This is a genomic window from Fictibacillus nanhaiensis (assembly GCF_023715445.1).
GTDB lineage: Bacteria > Bacillota > Bacilli > Bacillales > Fictibacillaceae > Fictibacillus > Fictibacillus nanhaiensis_D.
Genome location: NZ_JAMBOD010000002.1, coordinates 308904 through 333182, shown reverse-complemented (window position 1 = coordinate 333182; position 24279 = coordinate 308904). Strand labels below are relative to the sequence as shown.

The following is a 24279-nucleotide window of genomic DNA, read 5'->3' as shown; positions in this document are numbered from 1 at the left end:
TTACATCCCCAAACGATCCTGAATATCGGATTTTAATACGTCCGCTTTTGGTCCGTAAATCGCTTGAACACCTTTATCCTTAAGGATCAGACCAAGTGCGCCGTTATCTTTCCACTCTTTTTCCGTTGCAACATCTGAGATATCTTTTACCGTTACACGAAGACGAGTCATGCATGCGTCCACATCTTCAATATTGTCAGCTCCGCCTAAAAGGCCGATTATTGCAGATGCTTGAGAATTATCAGCACCAGTTGCTGCTTGATTTTTAGCAGGTGCAGCAGAATCACCTTCAGTTGTTTCAATATAGTTACCTGCTCGGCCTGGAGTCGGCAGGTTGAACTTTTTAATCAATACATAGAAGATTGAGAAGTTTAATCCAAAGAACACGATACAAGTTAGTGCAAAGTTAATTAAGTCGCGTGTAAGACCTGCTTTTACAAGTAACGGCGTACGTGTCAACAGTTCAATAAAACCGAATGCGTGAACACGAACATGAATCAAGTCAGCTACAGCGAACGCGAGACCAGTAGTGATTGCATACACAATGTAAAGAAGTGGTGCAGCGAACATGAACATGAATTCGATTGGCTCTGTAACCCCCGTTAAAAATACAGCTAGTGCTGCAGATAGGAACATAGACTTGTACTTTTTACGCTTGTCTTTATCAACGTTCATGTACATCGCGAGTGCAATTGCTACTAATGAAGCTGTAGACAGAACAACTTGTCCCATTTTAAAGCGGGCAGGCACCACATCGTTTAGAAGTGCCTGATATGCTTTTGTATCTCCAGCTTGCAAGAAGTTGTTCAAATCGTTGATCCAAGCAAGCCATAATGGATCTTGTCCAGCTACGGATGAACCTGCACCAGAGCCAGTCATAATTTGGTACGTACCGCCAAGCTCAGTGTAGTTGATCGGCACTGTTAACATGTGATGAAGTCCAAAAGGCAACAGCAGACGCTCTAACGTACCGAAAACAAATGGTGCAATAACTGGAGCCGTATTGCGTGAGGTTGCGATCCACTTACCAAAATCATTTAATAGACCCTGGATGAATGGCCATACTAACGCAAGAATTAAAGCTGTGATTACTGACCATAGAATAACCGCAAAAGGTACAAAGCGTTTTCCGTTAAAAAATGCTAATGCATTTGGAAGCTTGTTATAGTTGTAATACTTATTGAATAGAACGGCACCTAGGAAACCGGATATAATACCGATAAAAACACCCATGTTAAGAGCAGGTGCTCCAAGTACTGATGTGAAGTAATCTCCAACAATCAATTCACTGCCGAATAGGGATTTTACTTTTGCCCCTTCTTCCAGCATCATTGCACTGTTTACACCAAAGATAGCACCAGTAATACGGTTAATGAGGATAAAAGCGATGACAGCTGCAAATGCACCGCCAGCACGTTCTTTAGCCCACGAACCACCAATAGCTACTGCGAATAAGATGTGTAAGTTTGTGATGATTGCCCATCCGATATCTTCCATTACTCGGGCAATCGTTTGCACCAAAGCGATGTCGCCACCTGACATAGCAATAACCTTACCTAGTGATATCATCAAACCAGCAGCTGGCATAACCGCTACTACTACGAGAAGCGCTTTACCAAGCTTTTGCCAGAAATCAAACGAAATAAGTTTTCCACGTTGTTTCAAAACGATTTCCTCCTTTAAGTATATATCTTTTGCTGTATTTTTGAAATCGCATTCATTAGATTGCAAAAATTATTTATAAATCGCTTACAAATTTGAATATGAAAGATGGTGCAATCGTTTGCATAAAAGGATTGTAAAATAAAACGGTTTCATTTACAAGCGATAAATTTCAAAAGAGGGATAAAAGTTTTTCCAGCGAGGATTATAGGTGTATTTGGGAAGGGAGAAATAGTTTTGAGATACGATTTTGAGCGAAAATAAAGGATTCTGAGCGAAGATCGGCATAGTTTGAGCGTAGCTGAGTTATTTTGAGCGAAACGGGAAGCAGATTGAGCGTAGATGCACTTTTTTGAGCGAACGTGTAACAAATAAAAGAACACGTACCGTAAAAATTGAAGGAGCAGACTCAATCCATAGAATTGAATCGTGCCACGCTCGACTTGATCTTCGTAAAACCTAAATAGTTTCTCTAGATCTTTATAAAATTTTTCTTCTCCTAACACCTTTCTTGAGATTTCAGGGTTATGTATATAGTGGATGTCGATAGTGTCGAGATTCATGTGCTTCAAGCTTTGCTTAATGGCAAATTCATAATAGGAGGGTGTTAGTACATGTTTATGCTGATTAATAATTTGGAGATCTTCTTCCTGGAGAATTCCTTTATTCAGCAGTTTTTCTTTTAAGTAGCTTTCGGGACGTATTTGCAGGTCAATATCTCCTGGGATGATACCTGCTTTTGTTGAGATTATGACTTCTTCTCTTTTTATCCTCTTTTCGGCATGAATTAGTTTAGATAAAACAATGCCAATATCTCTTTCCGATCTCATTCCACGATAGTTAAGTGCAGTATCTATGAAGTTAATGCCGTTTTTTAAAGCGAATTCGATAGATTTTTGATATAACGATGAATCATCCGTGGTCATATCCCCTAAGTGAGTGCCAATAGCTATTTGGGACACATCAAACCAAGGTAAGCCGCTCTTCATATTTTCACCCTTCCATATCGGTCTTTATCCATATTATAACATTTATGTTAAAAACGAATTGAATCGTTTCTATGATGAAAGAACCATGAGGATTTCCTTATTTTTATTCAAATTAGAAGAAAGCAAAGGCATTTCATAAGTTAGTATGGAATAAAAGTGAATGTGCAAATAAGAAAAATACCAATATGAATAAATATGCATAACGAAGTAATTGATTTTGAGAATGAAAGAAGGGGAGAAACAAAAGATGAAAAAACAATGGTTTGCAGGGGTTTTAAGTGTAAGTTTACTAACTTCAACACCTTATGCAGTTACAGCAGAAGCACCACAGAAACATTGGGAGAATGTAAATGTTAGTGAAGAAGCTGATGGCAGTCCTTTTAACTCGGAGCATTATGATTTTGTTAAGTATTCGAAGATTGGTGAAAAGCTTAAGCAGGTTGATAAAGCTAGCGATCGCGTTTCACTAGAGGTTACAGGGAAATCTGCAGATGGATATCCATTATATGCACTGACCATCTCAAACCCTGAAGATAAAGGAAAGTACGGACATTATAAAAAGCTGCGAAAGCAAATGATTAAAAATCCAGAGAAAGCACAGAGATGGGTAGCCGAGAACTCAGACTTTAAAGTACCGGTAATGATTAATGGTTCTATTCATGGCACTGAATACATAGGTTCTGATGCTGTTCTGCAGCTAATCGAACGTTTTGCTTTTGAGAACGATGAAACGACAAAAGAGATTTTAGCGAACAATATCTTAATCTTTAACGTTGTAGCAAATCCAGATGGACGTGTGGATGGGACACGCTTTAACGGCGAAGGAATCGACTTAAACCGTGATTTTATTACACAATCTCAACCAGAAACAAAGCAGACGGTAGATCTTATTACAGAATGGAATCCGATGGTGTTCTTGGATCTTCACGGATACGTGAATTGGCTGGAAGACAAGCCAGGTTTAATCGAACCTTGTACCCCTCCGCATAACCCTAACTACGAATATGATCTTTTTTCAAAGTGGGCTTTAGATCAAGCGGAGGCAATGGAAGCTGAGATCGTAGGCAATAAAGCCGCCTATAAAAGTGAAACGTATCAAAATATGACAGGGACGTACATTCCTCAGCGTGATGACAGCGCTGGATGGGATGATTACCCGCCAATCTTTACTCCGATGTATGCAATGTATCATGGTGCTTATGGATACACATTGGAAGCACCGACTAACACGTGGGATGGTGTGAAGTGGGCAAATGATGCTGTTATGGGAGCTCTCAAATTTTCAACAGAAAATAAACAAGAGATGCTGACAGATCAAATTGAAATTTTTAAACGCGGAATTAATTTTGATCACCCTTATCACGAAGAAGGGTTCTTCCCGAATGCCTATGTGCTTCCTGTAGATAAGAAAGATCCAACGGTTACAGAGAAAGCGGTAAACCACCTTCTTAATAACGACATCTCTGTTGAAAAAGCGAATAAGACTTTCACGGCAGAAGGGGTAACATACCTGGCAGGAACTTATATTGTACCTATGGATCAGGCAAAAGCAGGACTCGCGAACACGATGTTATGGAACGGCGAAGACATCACGAATGACACACCTGCGATGTATGACATTTCAGCATGGAGCTTGCCAGAACTTTGGGGCTTTGATGCAGTCGAAATAAAATCGGAATTAAACGCTAAAACTTCACCAGTAAATAACGTTGATTTTCATGGTTCATTAACCGGTAAAGGCCCTTATTTAATCGAAAACACATCTGTTGAGGCAGTAGAGCTGGTTAATGAATTGCTGCAAGCAGGTGTGACGGTTTACAAGGGTCAAGACGGTAACTTTTATATGGAAAATGTTCCGGCAAAAAACAAATCTCTTATAAAAGAATCAGGAATTACTGTTGAAACAGCAGCTCTTCCTGCAGAAAAAGAAAAATTAGCCTCCATAGAAGTAGCCATTTTAAAAGATGGCGGAATTAATAAAGCACAAACACATGCGGGTACTAAACTTGCGCTCGAACGCTTAGGATTTTCTGTAACAGAAGTGACACCAAAAGAGGTGGCTGAGAAGGGTCTCGCCAACTTCGATGCATTTATTTACAGCGGTACAGAAATGATGCTTCAATATCAAAACATCAGAGAAGCAAACAAGCCATTTGTTTTAGGAACGAAAGAAGCGTATGACCAGTTCGCACAGCATGTTAACGAATTTGTAGTTAAAGGCGGAAAGTTCATTGCAGTTGGTGCCGGCGGTGCAAAGGCATCCAGCATGCTTGGACTGACGAATGTAAAAGTGAACACCGGCGCATCTGACAGCAATGGAATAGTGGAAGTTACTTACAGTGAAGACGAATTAAGCAAGGGTTATAAACAAAACGACTTGGGCTTTGTGTACAAGCCTGTTTGGTTTACTGAGCTTGGAGATGTGAAAACAGTCGCTTCATTTGATACCGGAGACTTTTTTGTAGCTGGACATTGGAAAAACAACGAACTGGCTTCTGGCAAAGCGGTAATTATTGAAGAAACGGACGAAGATGTCACATTGATCGGACTTGAAGCAGGATTCCGTGATCATACCGATTATTTATTCCGTTTATTATCAAATGCTCTTTATCAATAATTCGAACCTTTCTGTTTGACAATCTAGCAATAGCTGCATTACTTTTATAAGGAAAGTTTGCGGATTAAATTCACAAAAAAGACCTGAAGAACATCGAGAGTTTGCTTATCCTGTTCTTTGGTCTTCTTTTGTATCATCATTTTTTGAGGTTAAAATGTTTTAAAGCATTCCGACAGGTGTAAATTAAATAGGTAAGCATGGAAAGGTGAGTGATTGAATATGTTTAATAAATTGTTTGGTAAAAAAGAAGTGAAAAAAGAAGAGACGATTGTAGCTCCTTTAACGGGTAATATTGTATCAATAGAAGAAGTGCCAGACCCTACATTTGCCCAAAAAATGATGGGAGACGGTATTGCGATAGAGCCAACTGAAGGTGTTGTTGTTTCACCAGTTGATGGAGAAATTGTTCAGTTCTTTCATACAAAACACGCGATCGGGATTAAATCTGAATCAGGCGCTGAAATCTTAATCCACGTCGGGCTTGAGACAGTGAACATGAACGGTGAGGGTTTCGAAGGTCATGTAAACGTAGGAGATAAAGTAAAAGCAGGGGACAAACTTTTAAGCTTTGACTTAGGATTAATTAAAGAAAAAGCAGCGAGTACAGTGACTCCAATTGTCATCACGAATGGCGATGCGGTTGAATCTTTGGATAAGCGTGCTGCATCGGAAGCGACAAAAGGGGAAACCTCTTTGCTTCAGATCAAAATGAAATAAAGGGAAAGGATCAGGCTTCTTTTTGCCTGATTTTTTTCCATTCAAAATGGGAGGGGGAGGCAATGATGAAAAAAGGAATTATTTCTTTAGGTGAAGCACTTGTTGATTTTATCCCTACTGATGAAACAAATTCGATGTATTATAAGCGTCCCAGTGGTGCTCCTGCTAATGTAGCGGTGGGGGCAGCACGGCTTGGTTCAAAAGCTACTTTTTTAGGAAAAGTTGGTGACGATGTACTCGGTGATTTTATAATCGATACACTGCAAAGCTACGGTGTAAATACGTTTCATGTCTATAAAACCGATACAGTTCGGACGGGAGCAGTTTTTGTAACCTTATCTGAAAAAGGAGAAAGGTCTTTTGACTTTTACATTGACCCGAGTGCTGATCGTTTCTTAGAAGAAAAGAATATTCAGCCTAGTCTTTTCAAAGATAAAAAAATCCTTCATTTCGGCTCTATTTCCTTGATTGCTGAACCATCCAAAAGTGCGACCGAAAAAGCAGTAAAACTAGCAAAAGAGAACGGCATGTGGGTTTCCTTTGACCCCAACTTAAGGCTTTCGCTATGGAAGGCACCTGCTTTGGCACGTGAAACCATTCTTTCCATGCTCCCTCATGCAGATATCGTTAAGCTTTCGGAAGAGGAACTAGAATTTATTACAGGATTAAAAAAGGTAGAGGAAGGAATTAAAGTCCTTCATCAATACGATATACCATTACTTTTTATCACCCTTGGAGATGACGGCAGCTATGTAGTAACGAAAGATGGCGGTGAGTATATTCCAGCAAAAGGTGTTGCAGCTATTGATACGACAGGAGCTGGAGATGCCTACGTTTCAGCGGTATTGCATCTGTTAAATGAATACAAGGGGACACTTGAGGAACTTACTCTCGATGAAGCAGCGGATATGGCGGTTTTCGGCAGTATTTCAGGAGCGCTTACGGTATCGAGTAAAGGTGCAATGACATCTCTTCCAACTTTGGAACAAGTTAAAGAGGAACTTGCACAATTGAAGTAACAAAAGCATATAATAGGAAAATATTTTGACTAATGTTTTTGTTTTTTGGTAATATTACTTTATTATAAAACATGATATGCAGCCGTGAAGGATGAATAGTAGCTAATCTGACACTCTTTTAAGCGAGCCGGGGGCGGTGAAAGCCCGGTAAGAGACATTAGTGAAACGGCAGTCCGGAGCTGTTTTTTTGAAAAGAGGATTCGTTTTACATACGGACGGATCAACTAGGGTGGAACCGCGGGAGATACAACTCTCGTCCCTGGGCATAGCGCCTTGGGACGGGAGTTTTTTATTTTTTATAAAAGACGAACGGATCCATAAGGCAAAATCCGAATGGGAGGAATTACAATGTCAAAAAACATGGAAACCATTACAAATCATGCGAAACATCGCGGTTTTGTATTTCCGGGATCTGAAATTTATGGAGGTCTTGCAAACACGTGGGATTACGGTCCCCTCGGTGTTGAACTGAAGAACAATGTGAAAAAAGCATGGTGGAAAAAGTTTGTTCAAGAGTCACCTTATAACGTTGGACTTGATGCAGCAATCCTGATGAACCCTCGCACGTGGGAAGCATCTGGTCACATCGGCAACTTCAACGATCCGATGATGGACTGTAAAAACTGTAAAGCGCGTCACCGTGCGGATAAGCTGATTGAAGAAGCAGCAGATCAAGCAGGAAAAGAAATAATCGTTGACGGTCTTCCTTTTGAAAAGATGGAAGAGTTGGTCAAAGAATACAACATTGCATGTCCTGAGTGTGGTAGCCATGACTTTACAAGCATCCGTCAGTTTAACTTAATGTTCAAAACACACCAAGGTGTAACAGAATCCAGCTCAAACGAAATCTACATGCGCCCTGAAACGGCACAAGGTATTTTCGTTAACTTTAAAAATGTTCAGCGTACAATGCGTAAAAAGCTGCCGTTCGGTATCGCGCAGATCGGTAAGAGCTTCCGTAACGAGATCACGCCAGGTAACTTTACCTTCCGTACGCGTGAGTTTGAACAAATGGAGCTTGAGTTCTTCTGTAAGCCAGGAAGCGAGATCGAGTGGTTCAATTACTGGAAAGACACTGCTGAAAACTGGTTGAAGTCTTTAGGTATGACAGAAGAAAACCTTCGTCTTCGCGACCATAATGAAGATGAGCTTTCTCATTATTCAAACGCAACAACTGATTTTGAATACAAGTTCCCGTTCGGATGGGGCGAACTATGGGGTGTAGCATCACGTACTGATTTTGACTTGAAGCGTCATATGGAATTCTCAGGTGAAGACTTTAACTATATCGACCAAGAAACAAATGAGCGCTACATTCCGTATTGCATCGAGCCTTCTCTTGGTGCTGACCGCGTAACACTTGCATTCTTGATAGATGCATATGAAGATGAGGAATTGGAAGACGGTACAAGCAGAACGGTCATGCACTTGCACCCCGCATTAGCACCTTATAAAGCGGCGATCTTGCCATTGTCTAAGAAATTATCTGAAGAAGCAACGGAAGTGTTCAGTTCACTAGCTAAAGACTTCAATGTAGATTACGACGAAACAGGATCGATCGGTAAACGTTACCGCCGTCAAGACGAGATCGGCACACCTTTCTGTATCACATACGACTTTGATTCCAAGGAAGATGGCATGGTAACAGTACGTGACCGTGACACGATGGAACAGGCGCGTGTGAAAATTTCTGACCTTAAGAGCTTTATCGAGGAAAAAGTACAGTTTTAACAAAAGGCTTTTTTCATAAACATTGTTGTTATTAGTTGTGGTTGATTTCCACTCCAGGATGCTCGCTTTCCGCGGGAAGATGGATAAGGGCTCATATTCAGGAAGCATGTGCTCCTGCGTCTGCAAGCAAATCCTACCGAAGCGAGCTTCCTCGTCGCATGCCTTGCGAGAAGAACACTCAGGTAGCTGGCACGCTGATCCCGCAGGAGTCTCGCACCTTGCGCTCCAATCAACTTTCAATGAAGCGTACTCACTAACATGTTCAAAAGCCTAACAGAAAAATAGAGCACACATTTGCAGCTTGCGATGTGTGCTTCTGTTTTTTCACGGCCGTTTATCTTACAATAGACAGTGAGAGAAAATTTTTATGCCTGAAGGGGCTTCTAATGGAGGTATACATATGAACGAAGGACGTATTCAAAAGGTTAAAGATTGGTTAAAAGAAGAAGGTCAAACGTTCGCCTTCATTCATACGACAGCGAACGTATTCTATTTGTCTGGACTATACACAGATCCACATGAGCGTGTGCTTGGTGTAGTTGTACTGCCAGAAGGTGAACCGTTCATGGTTTGCCCGGGAATGGAGCGTTCACAAGCAAAAGGTGCGGGCTGGACGTATGAGATAGTGGGATACAGTGACTCCGAAGATCCATGGGCTAAGGTGCAGGAGGCACTAGCTGGCCGCGGCGTGACTGCAGCATCTTCTATTGCAGTTGAAAAAGAAACACTTCCATATGCGCGTGGCGAAAAGCTGCTTGGTATGTTTAACGATGCAAAGTTAGTGGGGGCTGAAGAGCTTTTAAATGAGCTTCGTTTAATAAAAGAAGATAGTGAGCTTAAGACGCTGCGTGAAGCCGCACGACTTGCAGACTACGGAGTTGAAGTCGGTGTTGCTGCGCTTAAAGAAGGCGTAACTGAGATGGAAGTACTCGCAAAAATCGAGTACGAACTGAAGAAAAAAGGCATCAGCCAAATGTCGTTCTCGACGATGGTGCTGTTTGGAGAGAAAGCAGGACAGCCTCACGGAAAGCCAGGTTTAAGAAAGCTTCAGCACGGTGATTTTGTATTGTTTGATTTAGGCGTAGTGTTGAATGGATATTGTTCAGATATCACACGTACAGTAGCTTTCGGTGATCTAGATGAAAAACGTCGTGAGATCTATGACACAGTACTGCAGGCACAGTTGAAGGCGTTGGAAGCATCAAAGCCGGGTACGCGTATCGGAGACCTTGATGTAATCGCACGTAACCACATTACAGAAGCGGGTTATGGAGACAACTTCCCTCATCGCATCGGGCATGGTCTTGGAATCGATGTACATGAGTTCCCGTCCATGAGTGATAACAATGACGGCGTGCTGCGTGAAGGCATGACGTATACGATCGAACCAGGAATCTATATAGATGACATCGGCGGTGTACGAATTGAAGATGATGTTGTTGTAACCGCTGTTGGGTATGAAACATTGACGAAATACCCGAAAGAACTGCAGATAATTAAATAAAATAAATGAAATAAAGAAGGATGACACGTGATAGAGTCATCCTTTCCTTTTTAGTGGGTCTTGAGAGGGGCATTTGGCTGTGTGATAGCCGTTTTCGGCAGTGCTGTGAGACCCAATCCTAAAGTTTTGGGCGTGAATCCACAAAAAAGGGTGTTGAATCCACGAATTTTGGTCCTGAATCCAAAAGTTTTACCCGCTTATCCACGAGTTTACATTTCTAGACATAGTTCGACATTAGTCATATATGCTAAATCAAGTCTTTAAAATTTTTACTTCGATCTGCTCATCTATATCAGCATCCCATACTCTCTGTATCTCAAAAGTGCCTGCTTCAAAGAACAAAGGGAACCTCTCTTTAAACCAGTTTTGCATAGGCAGGTTAAGAGCTTCAGAGATCGGCACCCAGACAAGCTCTCCTTCAGGTGGATCTTCCATCAATCCGCCAGAAAACGTATCAGTCCAATAGTTAAACACCATGTATCGTACGTTCTTTTTCGGGTTTACATACTCGTCAATTCCTTTAAAAACAAGATTAGATACATTAAGACCCGTTTCTTCTTTTACCTCCCTAACAGCGCCACCTACTAAACTTTCAGGAAAATCGATTTTGCCTCCAGGAGCTAAATATCCTGGAAAGCCTCGATTGTCTGGACGCTTAATTAATAACACTTTATCTTCATTTTGAATCATGCACATCGTATAAAGACGGTGATCAACTATCATTATAAAAATACTCCTTAAAAAGTTAAAGTTGTCTTTTTAAAACATATAAATATGAAATGTTTTTAGGCATTTCTATTGTTGCCTTCCTATTCTCTCAACAGCGATAATTACTGGCTTGTTTATTCTAATGGGTTCTGTTAGCTTGATGATCTACTATGTATTATTTAAAACGGAACAAAAACAACAAAGAATCGAAAAGTCTACGGCATAAAAAAGAGCAGAGGCCATCTCTGCTCTTACGAAATTCTCTTCATTAGCCATTTATAAACTACAAACAATGCAGCAAAAATCAATAAAACCAAAATCAACGTCAGCGTCCGTTCACCAGGCATTCCGTCTGCCATGAGTACTGGACCAAGTCCGAAAAAAGCTACTAATAAGAATGCAATACCAAAAACGATCCTCAATAGGATTTTCATTTTTGTCACCCCTTATCTATTCTATGACAGAGGCAGCACATAAAACATCATAAGAAAATGTAAAACACTGCCCGCTAGAACGAACAGGTGCCAAACCGCGTGGTGAAAGGGAAAGCTGCGCCACACATAAAAGATACTGCCGAGCGTGTAGATGATACCGCCAGCGACAAGCAGCTGAATTCCTTCAGGAGGCATATTAGCCGAAATATCTTGAAGGGCAAATGTAATCAGCCAGCCCATTGCTACATATCCCAGTGTCGATAATACAACAAACTTTTTCGTGAAAAAGACTTTAAAAACGACTCCAAATGCGGCAAGTCCCCAAACGACTCCAAACAATGTCCAGCCAAGAGCACCGCCTACAACAATCAGTACGATCGGTGTATACGTCCCCGCGATAAACAAGTAGATCGCGGCATGGTCCATGATTTCAAAAATATCTTTTACCCGTCCTTTAGGAAAAGCGTGTACGAGAGTGGATGCTGTATAAAGCGCCAGCATTGTTCCTCCAAATACAGCAAAGCTGACAATATGAACAGCTGTTCCTTTCCATACTGCAAACACAAGCAGGATGGAGGTAACGGCAACACTAAGAAGGACGCCGATGCCATGTGTAATGGCGTTCGCTATTTCTTCACGTTTTGTAAATACATGTGTACTCATTTCCGTTCACCTTCCTTTACGTTATGGTAAGTATATCAGAATTCCACTCCCTTTAACCAAATAAGGACTTTAAGGTTTTATGAAAAAGAGGGAATCGAAATGTAAAAATTGAAATATATAGGATTACAGACTTATATAAAGAGAGGGTCATGGGTATGGAAGTAACACGATATGAATCTATTCCTGCTTTCTATGATGAAGTAGAAACGTTCTTATTGAATCAAGAAGACAGAGCGGGTCTTATGCTTGGGAATAGTATAAGGTTTAGAGACAAAGTATGGGAACAGGAAAAACCGTTACTTGCGACAGTAATAAAAGATGGAGAAATTATGCTTGCAGCTATGCTTATACCGCCGTATGCACTGCTGCTTTTAGAAAAAGTTGAAGCTGATGGTGTTGCCGCTGTCCCTCATTTAGTAGAATATTTAGTAAAAGAAGACTATGCGATTCATAAGGTGAATTCACCAAAGGCAGTTGGAAAAGTTTTTGCCGAGCATTGGACGAAAGCACACCAAATGGAAGAGAAAGTATTGATGGATCTTCGTTTATATACTTTGAAATCTGTTGTACCGCCGGCGGTACGTCCCGGGAAATTACGTCAAGCAACGTCTGAGGATTTAGTTTTTTTGCCTCAATGGATTGTAGAGATGACGGGAGAAATTAATCAGCTGATGACGCGTGATGAAGCAGAAGAGTATGCGAAGACAAGAGTAGAAAATGGGTTTCTTTTTATCTGGGAAGATGAGGGGAAAGCGGTATCCATGGCATCTAAAACGAGACCGAATATTAAAGGCGTATCTGTGAATCTTGTCTATACTCCGAAAGAATTGAGGGGTAAAGGCTACGCCAGTGCGTGTGTAGCGTCATTAAGTGATTACCTGCTAAAAGAAGGATATGAATTTTGTACATTATACACGGATCTAGCAAACCCGACATCCAATAAAATCTATCAAAATATTGGGTATGCACCTGTATGTGATTATATTGAAATTAAATTTAACAAAAAAAGAGCAGAGACACCGGCTTAATTACCGGTACGCTCTGTTCTTTTCTTTTTGTTGGAGATAATCGTTTATGTATCTTTGAGCGCTCTTTAATAACCCGTCTGGGAGTTTTTCGGCTGGAAAGTATCGAAAGTCATAAGATTCATCTTCATCTATCAAAATATCACCTTTTACCTCAGTTGCCGTATAGACCGCAGTTACACAATAAAGTTCATCACCGTTTGGGACTTGTAAATAATGATCAGCTCCTGAATATACGTGAAGCTGTGATAAGCCGCCAATATCAAGACCCGTTTCTTCTTTTACTTCACGAATTGCTGTCTCTTCAAAACTCTCCCCTAGTTCCATTAAGCCCCCAGGAAGTCCCCAGCCGCCATCCCTGCGATGCTGCAGCAAAATTTCTTCCTGTTCGTTTACAATGATTACAACAGAACCAGGTAAAATGAGCGGTGCACTTCCTACATGCTTTCGAAGATCCTCATAATAAGCCATCGAACCTCTCCTCTCGTTACCCAACATTTTACAGAAAGAATGATAAAATTTCACCTAATAATGGAGAGAATGATAGAAAACAATGAATGAGGAGCAGGTTAAATGGAAGCTTATGCAAGGCCAAGAGTGGTTGTCAGTAAGTGCCTGGAATTTGATGCATGCCGCTATAACGGTGATGTGATCTATAATGATGTGATAAAAAAATTAATGGAATATGTAGATTTTGTACCAGTCTGTCCTGAAGTAGAGATTGGACTCGGGACACCAAGAGAGACGATCCGCATTGTAAAACAAGGGGAAGATCATTTGCTTCTTCAGCCTTCCACAAAAAGAGACGTAACAAAAGCAATGACGTTGTTCTCAGAAAACTACATAGCAGGTGTAAAAGATACAGATGGTTTTATTTTGAAAACCCGCTCCCCATCATGCGGAATAAAAGAAGTAAAAGTATATGCTTCAACTGAAAAAGGACCTGCAATCGGCCATGCAAGTGGTTTGTTCGGGGGAAAGGTAGCGGAATTTTTTTCTCACTTGGCAGTTGAAGAGGAAGGAAGGCTAAATAATTTTACCATCCGTGACCGTTTTTACACGAAACTATTTACATTAGCCTCGTTTCGGCGATTGCTGCCAAAAGGATTAAATGCGGTCGCCGAATTTCATAAGAAGAATTACTACTTGCTCATGGCCTATAGCAGACCGACATTGAAGGCGATGAACCGGATCTTGAAAAATGCACATAAAAATGGTGAGGCCACAACAGTGGAGTTGTATGGGGAAACGCTGCACAAACTGTTTAACCGGGCTGCTAGAAATGATTCAAACCGGAGTGTGGCAAGAGAGATTTTTAGCAAGTTTGAAGCTAGGTTATCAGAAAGAGAAGTTGCTTTCTTTGAAGAACTCCTGCAAAAATACGCAAACAAGAAAGAGCCGTTTTCAAGCATTACCACATTATTGAAATCCCATGCGATCCGTTTTGATGATAATGAGGTCCTGCAGCAAACATTCTTTGCTCCATATCCTGAGATCCTGCTTGAAATTTCTGATTCAGGTAAGGGACGAGACTATTAAAAGAAGGCCATATAAAGCTGGAATAGTAAAACATGATAGCACGGTGGATATTGCAACACCGGCTGCAGCATAGGAAGAGTCCTCTCCATATGTTTGAGCATACATCGAGATCGTGGGAGCGGAAGGCATGCCAGCTACTAAAAAGGCTACGGCAAAAAGTTGAAACGGCAATGAAAGCAGTGTAAATGGAAGTAATAAGAGCGGGAACAGAATGAGTTTGTAGAATGATGCTAGCCAAATATGCTTGTTTTGTAAAAAGAGTTTAAGTTCGGAAGCCGGTATGCCTCCTAATAAAGAACCAATTAACAGCATGGAAAGCGGTACGGTTGGTCTTCCTGTTAGTTCGAGGGTATTTGATAACACATCAGGAAGTGTACCTGGCAAGATCATTAATAATAATCCGAATAAGGTAGCAATAACTCCAGAGTTTAAAAAAACTTTTCGCCATTGAACACTTTCTGAATTTCTCGCAAATAGGTAGATGGCATAGGTCCAGATATATAATAGATAAACGAAATTAAAGAGAGTTGCATAGAATACTCCCTCCTTACCGAACAGTAAAAAACAAACGGCAATGCCTAGAAAGCCTTGATTCCCAAATATCATGATGCCTTCTAAGGCATTTTTCTGCTGCTCTTCTGGTTTTAATTTTTTTACAGTAACAGAGGAAATTACGGATGAAGCGATGAGTACAAAAGTTGAAAGTAAGCAAAGCCAGCTGAATTGAATTAAATTTTCAACTGAAAACGAAACATCCATTCCGAAAAGAATGAGAGCAGGAAGGGTTACGTTTAAGATTACAGCTGTTAGAACTTTTTCACTGCCCTGTGGAAGGATTTCTTTTTTTCGCAGCATGTAACCTAACACGGCAATGCTGTACAATAGTGTTAATTCCTGAATAAAAGAAGCGAATTGGTTCATGTTATTTCCTCCTCATTATTAAAAGAATATGGAGAGGGCTCAAAATGGGTGAACACGATTACAAAGGAGGGAGTTCTTCGTGTACATAGCAAAAGGAGAAACCTTATTTAGACAAGGGGAAGAAGGACCATTATTTAAGCTGGAAAAAGGTCTTTTGAAAATCATTAGAGTCCATGAAGATGGAAGCCAAGTGTTATTAAATTTAATTGTTACAGGTGAGATGATTCCGCATCATTCCCTCATGTCCCAAAAGGAGTATAATGGTTCAGCCATTGCGCTTTTGCCATCTGAAGTAACAAGAATTGACCCAGATCAATGGTACCGGTCGTTAGAGGAAGATCCTAAAGTCTATAAAGAGGTGGCGCACCTTTTAGAGACAAAATTAAGAATGATGCAGCAAAGGATTAATCAGATGTCGACATTAACTCCGGAAGGAAAGATTTTAAAACTGAAAAAGTGGTTTTCGAGTTACTTTCCCGAAGTGCCTGTTGAGAAAGTCCTTACCCAAGAGGAAATCGGGCAGTTTGTGGGACTTAGAAGAGAGACCGTAAACCGTGTTTTAAAAAAGCTGAAATGAATTGTCAAAGAATTTACATACATATGAACGCAAGAAATTTGCTCCTTTAACAAATGATACAAGTATAAAAGTTAAGGAGTGATATAGATGAAAAAATTGATACCTGCAGCACTGGCCTTTACATTAATATCCAGTGGGGTTGTTACGGTTTCCGCACAAAAGGCAGATAATGTGCAGGCTGCAACAGAGAAAAGAGAACATCATTTCAGACAAATGAAAAACTTTGAAGATGAGGTCCACAAGGCAAATGCGCTTAAGATGGAACGTCTCGAAATTCAAAAAGAGATTGTTCAGCAAAAAGATAAGCTATTTGATCTTCATGTAAAGGCTGCAGAAAGTGGCAGCAAAGAAAAAAGAAGCGGGAAAAAAGCGATCAGGCAGGACATGAAAAAGATTCATCAAGATTTAAAAGCATTAAGAAAAGAAGCCCAAGAAACGAAGAAATCCATGCATGAAGCGATGAGAGCTGATGATGAGAAACTAGCGAAAGAGAAAATGACTCGATGGTTGAGCATCAATGAGAAAATTAATAGTAAGCTGATTGAAAAATCTCAAAAACTTGATGAGATCATCAAACAATATAACTAAAATAAAAAAGTGTTGAAGCGCATTTACCGCCTCAACACTTTTCTTTAATTGGCTTTATGCAATGGCGGGTAATCTGGATAATCTGTAATAATTCCATCTACACCAGCATCAAGAAGAGGCTGGACTTCTTCTTGTTTACGTACAGTCCACGCCATGATACCCATGTTACGTTCATGAACTTCATTTACAAGGGATGAATTAACGAGTGATTTGCTTGGATTCACATACTCTGCGTATGATGCGAATTCATTCAGCTTTTCCTCACTTAAATCTGTCGCACGGGAAGTTAGTAGACCAACAGGAACGGATGGCAATAGCTCGTCCATTTTTTTCATAGATTCGAATTCGAATGATTGCACGATGATCTTTTCGTTACTTGGCAGATGCATGTTGCGTTCTAGTAAAGCTTCTGCAACTTTTTGTTCGATGCCTGGATAATAATAAGTTGCTTTTAATTCAATGAGAATGCCTGTTTTGCCGCGGAATTCATCAAGAACTTCCTCAAATGTAGGAACTTTTTCTCCAGCGAACTCTGGTCCGAAATAGCTTCCGGCATCCAGCTGACGAATCTCTTCAAGTGTATGATCCTTTACATAACCAGTGCCATCTGTTGTACGATCAAGCGTAACATCATGGATCACTACAAGTTCCCCATCTTTTGTTTGCTGCACATCTATTTCGATGTAATCAGCTTTCATGTCAACACCCTTTTGAAAAGCGGCCATCGTATTTTCAGGTGCGTATCCGGAGGCACCTCGATGAGCAACCGTCTCTACTTGATCTGAAGGTTCATAAGCGAATGTTGTGGTCGTGAATAATGAACCAATTAGTCCCATCGAAAGAAGTGAAGCTGTTGCCATTTTCTTTACGTTCATTCTTTCTATCCCCTTTGCACTGGTATTGTTTTTGTGTTTATCCTGCCTGCCTCATGCAAACAGGCAGGACTCACAAGATTTATGCTAACAAAGGGATCAGTGAAAAGAATGGTCAGATCTTCCTGACAATTTTAAAGAAAAAAAGGTCGTATAGAGCAGAAATCTTAATAAAAGCACTATGGTGTAAAGGGAGCGTGAATGACGTTTCAAATATGTTAAGATTGCAAAGACGGAAAGGAGCTTTTACATATGCTGATTGATGATGAAATTTATGGTACGTATGAAGTAGAGTCAATACTGGAAGATCTTATCCAATCCAACCCTCTCCAACGGCTAAAAGGGATCCATCAAGGTGGAGCGTCCTATTTAGTTAATAGAAAGTGGAACGTTACGCGATACGAACATTCAATAGGTGTGAGGTTGTTAATCCGGAGACTTGGAGGTTCATTGGAGGAACAAATCGCCGGACTGCTGCATGATGCCTCACACACAGCATTTTCTCATGTGATCGACTTTGTTTTAGAGAATGAGCACGAGGACTTCCATGAAGAAATCTTTGAAGAAATGCTGTTGCAATCCGAGATTCCTGAAATCTTGAAAAAATATGGCTATTCAATGGATACGATATTACAAGAAGAATTTCCGCTTCTGGAGCAGCCCCTTCCTCTTCTGTGTGCAGATCGGATTGACTATACACTTAGAGATTTATTTCGATACGACTACATAACAAAGAATGAAGTAGAAGATTTTTTGCCGAGTCTTTATGTAAAAGACAACGTAATCTGTATTAGAGGTATTCAGCATGCGGAATGGTTTGTTCAGGCATATTACAAGGAAGTACAGGATTTCTTTATGAACCCTCTCAACGTTTACGGGTATGATAAATTGATTAAGTTATTGCTGGAAGCTTTGCAAGCTGAAGTGATTACTAAAGAAGATTTTCGGCTGCAAGATGAAGAAGTGTTAGAAAAGATCAGGCAGTCTGACCGAAACGAATTATTGAAACGTTATGAAGAAATCGTTATGCATGTAAAACTTGCAGAAAATGACAATGAATATGATATTCATTTAAAAGGGAAGCCTCGTTTAATTGACCCAACTGTAATGGAAAGGGGATGTCTTGCAGCAGCATCTGAAATCTCTCTTGCGGTAAAAGACATGAATGAGAGAGCGAGAGAAAGAGCCTTAATGGGAAGCTTCATAAAAGTGATATAGAAAAAACCAGGCATTAAAAGCCTGGTTTTTGGGTTTCTTCTGTGTGTTTGAAGCCTCTTGCTATATAAATAAATGGTGTAGAAGCTGCAGATACAACAAATTTAATTACATACGTTGTAAAGAAGATTTGCACCCATACATCCCATGAAAAGACTCCGGCAAATGCAATCATACAAAAGATGAATGTATCGATCAGCTGACTCACCATCGTACTGCCGTTGTTCCGAATCCATAGTTGGTCAGGACGAGAAAACTTCTCTCTTAATTTAGCAAAAAGCTTAACATCTAAATATTGACTGACAAGATAAGCTGTTAAACTTCCAAGTGCTAAACGCGGCATAAGGCCGAAAAGCGCTTCAAGATGCGTTTGGGCAAAATCACTTTCATGCGGTTCAAATACAAGAACTAGCTGCATGATGATTGTTGTCATGACTAGCGTGAAAAATCCAAACCAGACGGCTTTCTTTGCTTCTTTTTCTCCGTATTTTTCATTGAGTAGATCTGTTGCCAAATAGATTGTACCGTAAATAACGTTTCCGAGTGTCATAACAAGACCAAACATCTCAATCGTTTTCACAACCTGCAAGTTTGCCAAAATCGTTGCTGCAGCGATCCAAGCGAATAGACCTGCTTTCCCAAACCACTTATAGCACAATAAAAAAAGAATAAAATTCACGAGGGTAAATCCTACACCAAAATAAAAATTAAACATAAAATTCCTCCTAGTTTTGTTAACGCGGGAGTTTTCGAACCGCGAAATACATGAAATACAACAGTTTCGCAATAACTAGAATGTTTCCGCAGAAGTTTAATGAAACGACATTAGTCCCGAAAATACGACAAAATTTCCCGGAAAATAACATAAAGAAAACCTCCCAAATTATAGGGAGGTCTGAGGTTATTTGATTATACCGTTTGAACGGCTTTTTCTAGAGCTGCTTCAGGTGCTACATAATCGTAGCCAAGGTCTGTTGCAACAGCTTCGTATGTTACATATCCTCCAGCTGTGTTTAGACCAGCTTTTAGAGATGGGTTTTCAGCGATTGCTTTTTGTGCACCTTTATTTGCGATTTGAAGCGCGTAAGGCACTGTTACGTTTGTAAGTGCAATCGTAGAAGTACGAGGCACTGCACCAGGCATGTTTGCTACTGCATAGTGAACAACTCCATGCTTGTCGTAAGTTGGATTATCGTGTGTTGTAATGCGGTCAACCGTTTCAAAGATACCGCCTTGGTCGATCGCAACGTCAACTACAACAGATCCTGGCGTCATTGCTTTAATCATTTCTTCTGTTACAAGCTTAGGTGCTTTTGCACCAGGAATAAGAACTGCTCCGATAACTAAATCTGATTCAGCAACAGCTTGTGCAATGTTTAATGGGTTAGACATTAATGTTTGGATGCTGTTTCCAAAAATATCATCTAATTGGCGAAGACGGTCTGGGCTTAGGTCGATAATTGTAACATCTGCTCCAAGTCCGATTGCAACTTTAGCAGCGTTTGTACCAACAACTCCACCGCCGATGATTGTTACTTTTCCGCGGCGTACACCAGGAACGCCAGCAAGAAGGATACCTTTTCCGCCTTTTGGCTTCTCAAGGAACTGTGCACCGATTTGTGCAGACATACGTCCTGCCACTTCACTCATTGGTGTTAAAAGTGGAAGTGTACGGTTGAATTCAACTGTTTCATAAGCGATCGCTGTAACGCCGCTTTCTGTTAGAGCTTTTGCCAATGCTGGCTCAGCTGCTAAGTGAAGGTAAGTGAAAAGAATTAGGTCTGAACGGAAATATTTGTACTCAGACTCAAGAGGTTCTTTAACCTTCATTACCATTTCTGCTGCCCAAACATCTTTTACATCGTCTAAAATTTGCGCACCTGCGGCTGCATAGTCTTCGTTTGTAAATCCGCTTCCTACACCTGCATTGTTTTCAACCCGTACAGTGTGGCCAGCTGCTGTTAGCGTCATAACTCCAGATGGCGTAATTGCGACGCGGTTTTCATTGTTTTTAATTTCTGCTGGAACTCCAATAATCATTTGTGAATCCTCCTATATAAGTAAACTTTTGAGTGCGTTTTCAATTGTGCTTTCAGTATAAAAGGAGGTGGATGGCTTTACATTGTTAGGAATCTAGAAAATGAAAAAAAGCATTTGTGATAATTCACAAACGCATTTACTAAAAAGCTTTCTAAAAGATTGATGCTACATAGATTTTAAGAAATTCTTCATTGAAAAGTTAATTGGAGCGGAAGGGCGAGACTCCTGCAGGATGAGTGGAACAGGTGAGACCACTCAATGTCGCAAGGCGACGAGGGGGCTCACCGCACACCCTGCGGAAAGCGAGTCCTGCAGCGGAGATTAATTTCTTACAAAAGCAACACAGTTTACGAAAACAGCCTTTCAAAAACAACAAAGATTGAGGAAAATATCCTTCTAGAACAATCTATTTATTTTAAAATCAAGGTAAATCATGATTTTTTGATGAGGACTTTTTAAGTCAATATTCGTGATCTCGCTAATTCGTTTAAGGCGATAAAGAAGTGTATTCATATGGATATGCAGGACATCCGAGGATTTATTTAAGTTCTCGTCCAAGGTCAGGTAGGTCTCTAATGTATGATAAAGCTCAGTCTTATGAAGGCGGTCATATTCCTGTAGAGCTCTTAGCATTTCGTTTTGATAGCCCTGCCTTTGTTGTTTTTCATAAATCGCATCTAAAAATTGGTAAATGCCGAGCTCGTGATAGCCGTTTAACGATAGTGTTTCGCCGCCGAGCTTTTCTTGCACGGCTAAAACACTAGAAGCTTCCCTATAGCTTTTTTCTACTTGAGAAAAAGAGGTTACAAGACTTCCATAGGCTGCTTTGATTTCAGATACAGAGAACCGTTCTTTCATATGGGTAAAAAAGGACTCAACAAAGGATTTTGCTAAATCTAACGGCTGCTCTTTCCCAACCGGAGAAGCGAGCAGCAGCATTTGGTTCGAGTCTGCTGCAGATAACAGAACATTTATTTTTTGGTTAACTGCAGCAAGATATAAGATATCCTTTTCAAGGGCCGGGGTGATCTCCTCTTGCAGCTGCAGAATAAAAACAGCTGCAGGTAGTACAGGCAGTATATTGAGTTCATGCAATTTTTCGAGAATGCGCTCTTCTTGCGGCAGGTTTCCGGTCAGCATTTTCCAGAAAAGCTCCTGGCGGTTTTCTTCCTTCTTTTTTGTGCCGATCTGCATTTGAAGCAGCTGACTTTTTGCTGAAACAGCAGCAAGCTTTAAAAGCTGCATATCATCGGCGCTTAATTTTTTCTCTACTTCAAGAACCCAAATATATCCGAGCACCTCGCTGCTTTTCCGGATGGAAACAGCAACACGGTCTCCGAGGCCAACTTTTTGAATGGAACTAACCCGGACAGGATCATCACTTTCCTGGAGTCTCGGAATGACGCCATCCTTCCAAAGGCTGTTCACCACTTTTTCGGGGACGCGCCTTCCTATTATTGTTGCGATACGCGCGGGGTCTGTGCCGTCTTCATGTGTACTGTAAGCAAGAAGTCTATGGTTCTGATCTTCAATGGTTACAGGGCAAGATAAGACATCACTGATTTTGTCCGCTAAATTTTCAAGGCTTCCGAATGTGCCTTTAAAAGGATCTGTTTGATAATCTTTCATATGTTTCCCCGCCTTAAACTCTTCTGTCTCTATTCTATCGAAAAAGAAGAGCAGATTACAGGAGAAAGGAGTAAGTTTGTAGAAATTGGTATTAAGCAAACTTATAGGAGGAATTAAAATGAAATTTAATGAATTTACATATGAAAGACCAGATGTTGCTGAGCTGAAATCTGCTTTTGAAGATGCGGTACAGATTTTTCGTGACGCGTCATCAGCAGATGAACAAAACGCAGCAATGAAGAAGGTTGTATCATTGCGTAATAGTTTCGAATCCAAGGCGAGAATGGTAAAGATTCGTCATACGATTAACACGGAAGACACTTATTATAAAGAAGAACAAGCATTTATGGATGAAAATCTGCCGGTCTATCAGGGCATGGTAACCGACTTTCATGAAGCACTCGTGCAGTCTCCATACAAAGACGAACTTGAAAAGAAGTGGGGCAGTCAGCTGTTTCGTTTAGCAGAGTTAAAGGTAAAAACGTACTCCGAGGATGTACTTGAAGAGCTGAAAAAAGAGAATAAGCTAAGCTCTGAATATGTGAAGGTTATGGCTTCGGCTAAAATTGAGTTTGATGGAAAAGAACTGACTCTTGCTCAATTAGCACCATATAGCCAGTCTTCGGATCGTGAAACAAGAAAAGCTGCTAGTTTTGCAGGAAATGCATTTTTAAAATCGAATGAGGAAAAATTCGATTCCATTTATGACGAGCTAGTTAAGTTGCGCACGGGTATCGCTAAAAAGCTAGGCTATAAAAATTTCACTGAGCTTGCATATGACCGAATGGGGAGAACTGATTACAGTGCGGCTGATGTGAAGGTGTTCCGTGAACAGGTAAAAGACATTATTGTGCCGCTCTGTACGAAATTACGAGAGAAGCAGCGAAGACGCATTGAACTTGATAAACTTAAGTTTTATGATGAACCGTTCAGCTTTACAACGGGCAACCCTAAACCACAAGGTGATGCTGGCTGGATCGTTGATAAAGCAAAGCTGGTTTTTTCAGGGTTGTCTCAGGAAACAGGCGCATTCTTCAATTATATGGCTGAAGACGAGCTGATGGATCTGGAAAGTAAAAAAGGAAAAGCGCCTGGCGGGTATTGTACATATCTTCAGGATTATCAAGCTCCGTTCATCTTCACAAATTTCAACGGCTCTGATAATGATGTACGTGTTCTGCTGCATGAAATCGGTCATGCTTTCCAGATGTATACGAGCCGCGGTTATGAAGTGCCGGAATATCAATTCCCGACACTAGAAGCTTGTGAGATCCACTCGATGAGTATGGAATTTTTAACGTATCCATGGATGGAAGAGCTGTTCGGCAAGGACACGGAAAAATATCTATATTCTCACTTAACGGGAGCAGTTGAATTTATCCCTTATGGAGTTGCAGTAGATGAGTTCCAGCACTTTGTGTATGACCATCCAGATGCGACGCCGGCAGAACGCCGTGCAAAATGGAGAGAACTTGAGAAAACGTACTTGCCTCACCGCGATTATGACGGTTTAGAGTACTTGGAGAACGGCGGTTTCTGGCATAGACAAGGCCACATTTTCCGTTCGCCATTCTATTATATCGATTACACACTTGCTCAAATTTGCGCGTTGCAGTTCTGGAAGCGCTCTGTTGAGAATCGAGAAAGTGCGTGGGAAGACTATTTCGCTCTTTGCCAAAAAGGAGGAAGCCTTCCATTTACGAAGCTTGTAGAGGAAGCGGGATTGATTTCTCCATTTGAAAAGGGCTGTGTAGCATCTGTTGTAGGGGAAGTGGAGAAATTCCTTGCAACAATTGATGAGGACCAGTTTGCAAAAGCTTAATAAAAGG

22 protein-coding genes and 1 riboswitch are annotated in these 24279 nt (G+C 40.7%); of the genes, 11 read left to right on the top strand and 11 right to left on the bottom strand.

Annotated elements, in window-relative coordinates; genetic code table 11:
• Positions 1-1665 carry a PTS transporter subunit IIBC gene (locus M3196_RS09655; RefSeq protein ID WP_251322074.1) on the bottom strand — a complete coding sequence of 555 codons (1665 nt, stop codon included), beginning with the start codon at positions 1663-1665 and terminating at the stop codon, positions 1-3.
• A gap of 149 nt (positions 1666-1814) precedes the next feature.
• Positions 1815-2651: an aldo/keto reductase gene (locus tag M3196_RS09650; RefSeq protein ID WP_251322073.1), complete on the bottom strand. Its 837-nt coding sequence runs from the start codon at positions 2649-2651 to the stop codon at positions 1815-1817.
• A gap of 247 nt (positions 2652-2898) precedes the next feature.
• Between M3196_RS09650 and M3196_RS09645 the strand changes: the two genes are divergently transcribed.
• From M3196_RS09645 to M3196_RS09625, 5 genes are all read left to right on the top strand, one after another.
• Complete coding sequence (locus tag M3196_RS09645) at positions 2899-5268, top strand: M14 family zinc carboxypeptidase (RefSeq protein ID WP_251322072.1); 2370 nt, start codon at positions 2899-2901, stop codon at positions 5266-5268.
• Between the two features lie 219 nt (positions 5269-5487).
• Positions 5488-5985 (top strand): PTS sugar transporter subunit IIA, encoded by a 498-nt coding sequence (locus M3196_RS09640; RefSeq protein ID WP_251322071.1) that lies wholly within the window; start codon positions 5488-5490, stop codon positions 5983-5985.
• A gap of 65 nt (positions 5986-6050) precedes the next feature.
• Positions 6051-7004 carry an aminoimidazole riboside kinase gene (locus tag M3196_RS09635; RefSeq protein ID WP_251322163.1) on the top strand — a complete coding sequence of 318 codons (954 nt, stop codon included), beginning with the start codon at positions 6051-6053 and terminating at the stop codon, positions 7002-7004.
• Between the two features lie 348 nt (positions 7005-7352).
• Positions 7353-8735: a glycine--tRNA ligase gene (locus M3196_RS09630; RefSeq protein ID WP_251322070.1), complete on the top strand. Its 1383-nt coding sequence runs from the start codon at positions 7353-7355 to the stop codon at positions 8733-8735.
• Between the two features lie 400 nt (positions 8736-9135).
• The gene (locus tag M3196_RS09625; RefSeq protein ID WP_251322069.1) at positions 9136-10239 is read left to right on the top strand and encodes a M24 family metallopeptidase; all 1104 of its coding nucleotides are present in this window, start codon (positions 9136-9138) and stop codon (positions 10237-10239) included.
• Positions 10240-10491: 252 nt separating this feature from the next.
• Here the strand turns inward: M3196_RS09625 and M3196_RS09620 are convergent, their stop codons facing one another.
• The 3 genes from M3196_RS09620 to trhA form a co-directional block, all read right to left on the bottom strand.
• On the bottom strand, positions 10492-10962 hold the full coding sequence (locus M3196_RS09620; RefSeq protein WP_251322068.1) for an 8-oxo-dGTP diphosphatase: 471 nt from the start codon (positions 10960-10962) through the stop codon (positions 10492-10494).
• Between the two features lie 236 nt (positions 10963-11198).
• Positions 11199-11381, bottom strand: coding sequence for a DUF6954 family protein (locus M3196_RS09615; protein WP_251322067.1), 183 nt, complete (start codon positions 11379-11381; stop codon positions 11199-11201).
• Between the two features lie 21 nt (positions 11382-11402).
• Positions 11403-12044, bottom strand: coding sequence for a PAQR family membrane homeostasis protein TrhA (gene trhA / locus M3196_RS09610; RefSeq protein WP_077360852.1), 642 nt, complete (start codon positions 12042-12044; stop codon positions 11403-11405).
• 155 nt (positions 12045-12199) lie between these two features.
• On the opposite strand from trhA, the gene M3196_RS09605 reads away from it, so the two are divergent.
• On the top strand, positions 12200-13072 hold the full coding sequence (locus M3196_RS09605) for a GNAT family N-acetyltransferase (protein ID WP_251322066.1): 873 nt from the start codon (positions 12200-12202) through the stop codon (positions 13070-13072).
• Here the strand turns inward: M3196_RS09605 and M3196_RS09600 are convergent, their stop codons facing one another.
• On the bottom strand, positions 13073-13540 hold the full coding sequence (locus M3196_RS09600) for an NUDIX hydrolase (protein ID WP_251322065.1): 468 nt from the start codon (positions 13538-13540) through the stop codon (positions 13073-13075). It abuts the gene before it with no gap.
• A 102-nt stretch (positions 13541-13642) separates the two neighbouring features.
• Between M3196_RS09600 and M3196_RS09595 the strand changes: the two genes are divergently transcribed.
• Positions 13643-14608, top strand: coding sequence for a YbgA family protein (locus M3196_RS09595; RefSeq protein WP_251322064.1), 966 nt, complete (start codon positions 13643-13645; stop codon positions 14606-14608).
• Here M3196_RS09595 and M3196_RS09590 read toward each other — a convergent pair.
• Positions 14585-15529, bottom strand: a complete 945-nt coding sequence (locus M3196_RS09590; RefSeq protein ID WP_251322063.1) for an AEC family transporter — start codon at positions 15527-15529, stop codon at positions 14585-14587. The two genes, M3196_RS09595 and M3196_RS09590, sit on opposite strands and share 24 nt — an antisense overlap.
• A gap of 79 nt (positions 15530-15608) precedes the next feature.
• Between M3196_RS09590 and M3196_RS09585 the strand changes: the two genes are divergently transcribed.
• Complete coding sequence (locus tag M3196_RS09585) at positions 15609-16106, top strand: Crp/Fnr family transcriptional regulator (RefSeq protein ID WP_251322062.1); 498 nt, start codon at positions 15609-15611, stop codon at positions 16104-16106.
• Positions 16107-16193: 87 nt separating this feature from the next.
• Positions 16194-16694: a hypothetical protein gene (locus tag M3196_RS09580; protein WP_251322061.1), complete on the top strand. Its 501-nt coding sequence runs from the start codon at positions 16194-16196 to the stop codon at positions 16692-16694.
• Between the two features lie 44 nt (positions 16695-16738).
• Here the strand turns inward: M3196_RS09580 and M3196_RS09575 are convergent, their stop codons facing one another.
• Positions 16739-17569 carry a glycerophosphodiester phosphodiesterase gene (locus tag M3196_RS09575; protein WP_251322060.1) on the bottom strand — a complete coding sequence of 277 codons (831 nt, stop codon included), beginning with the start codon at positions 17567-17569 and terminating at the stop codon, positions 16739-16741.
• 249 nt (positions 17570-17818) lie between these two features.
• Here M3196_RS09575 and M3196_RS09570 point away from each other — a divergent pair, with 249 nt between their 5' ends.
• A complete protein-coding gene (locus tag M3196_RS09570) occupies positions 17819-18784 on the top strand; it encodes an HD domain-containing protein (RefSeq protein ID WP_251322059.1) in 966 nt (321 codons plus the stop codon).
• 13 nt (positions 18785-18797) lie between these two features.
• On the opposite strand, the gene M3196_RS09565 is transcribed toward M3196_RS09570, so the two are convergent.
• From M3196_RS09565 to M3196_RS09555, 3 genes are all read right to left on the bottom strand, one after another.
• Positions 18798-19496 carry a queuosine precursor transporter gene (locus M3196_RS09565; protein ID WP_251322058.1) on the bottom strand — a complete coding sequence of 233 codons (699 nt, stop codon included), beginning with the start codon at positions 19494-19496 and terminating at the stop codon, positions 18798-18800.
• 4 nt (positions 19497-19500) lie between these two features.
• Positions 19501-19545: riboswitch (PreQ1 riboswitch) on the bottom strand.
• Between the two features lie 145 nt (positions 19546-19690).
• The gene (gene ald, locus M3196_RS09560; RefSeq protein ID WP_251322056.1) at positions 19691-20821 is read right to left on the bottom strand and encodes an alanine dehydrogenase; all 1131 of its coding nucleotides are present in this window, start codon (positions 20819-20821) and stop codon (positions 19691-19693) included.
• 396 nt (positions 20822-21217) lie between these two features.
• The gene (locus tag M3196_RS09555; RefSeq protein ID WP_251322054.1) at positions 21218-22450 is read right to left on the bottom strand and encodes a PucR family transcriptional regulator; all 1233 of its coding nucleotides are present in this window, start codon (positions 22448-22450) and stop codon (positions 21218-21220) included.
• Positions 22451-22568: 118 nt separating this feature from the next.
• Between M3196_RS09555 and M3196_RS09550 the strand changes: the two genes are divergently transcribed.
• Positions 22569-24272 carry a M3 family oligoendopeptidase gene (locus tag M3196_RS09550; RefSeq protein ID WP_251322053.1) on the top strand — a complete coding sequence of 568 codons (1704 nt, stop codon included), beginning with the start codon at positions 22569-22571 and terminating at the stop codon, positions 24270-24272.
• The last annotated feature ends 7 nt before the right edge of the window (positions 24273-24279 follow it).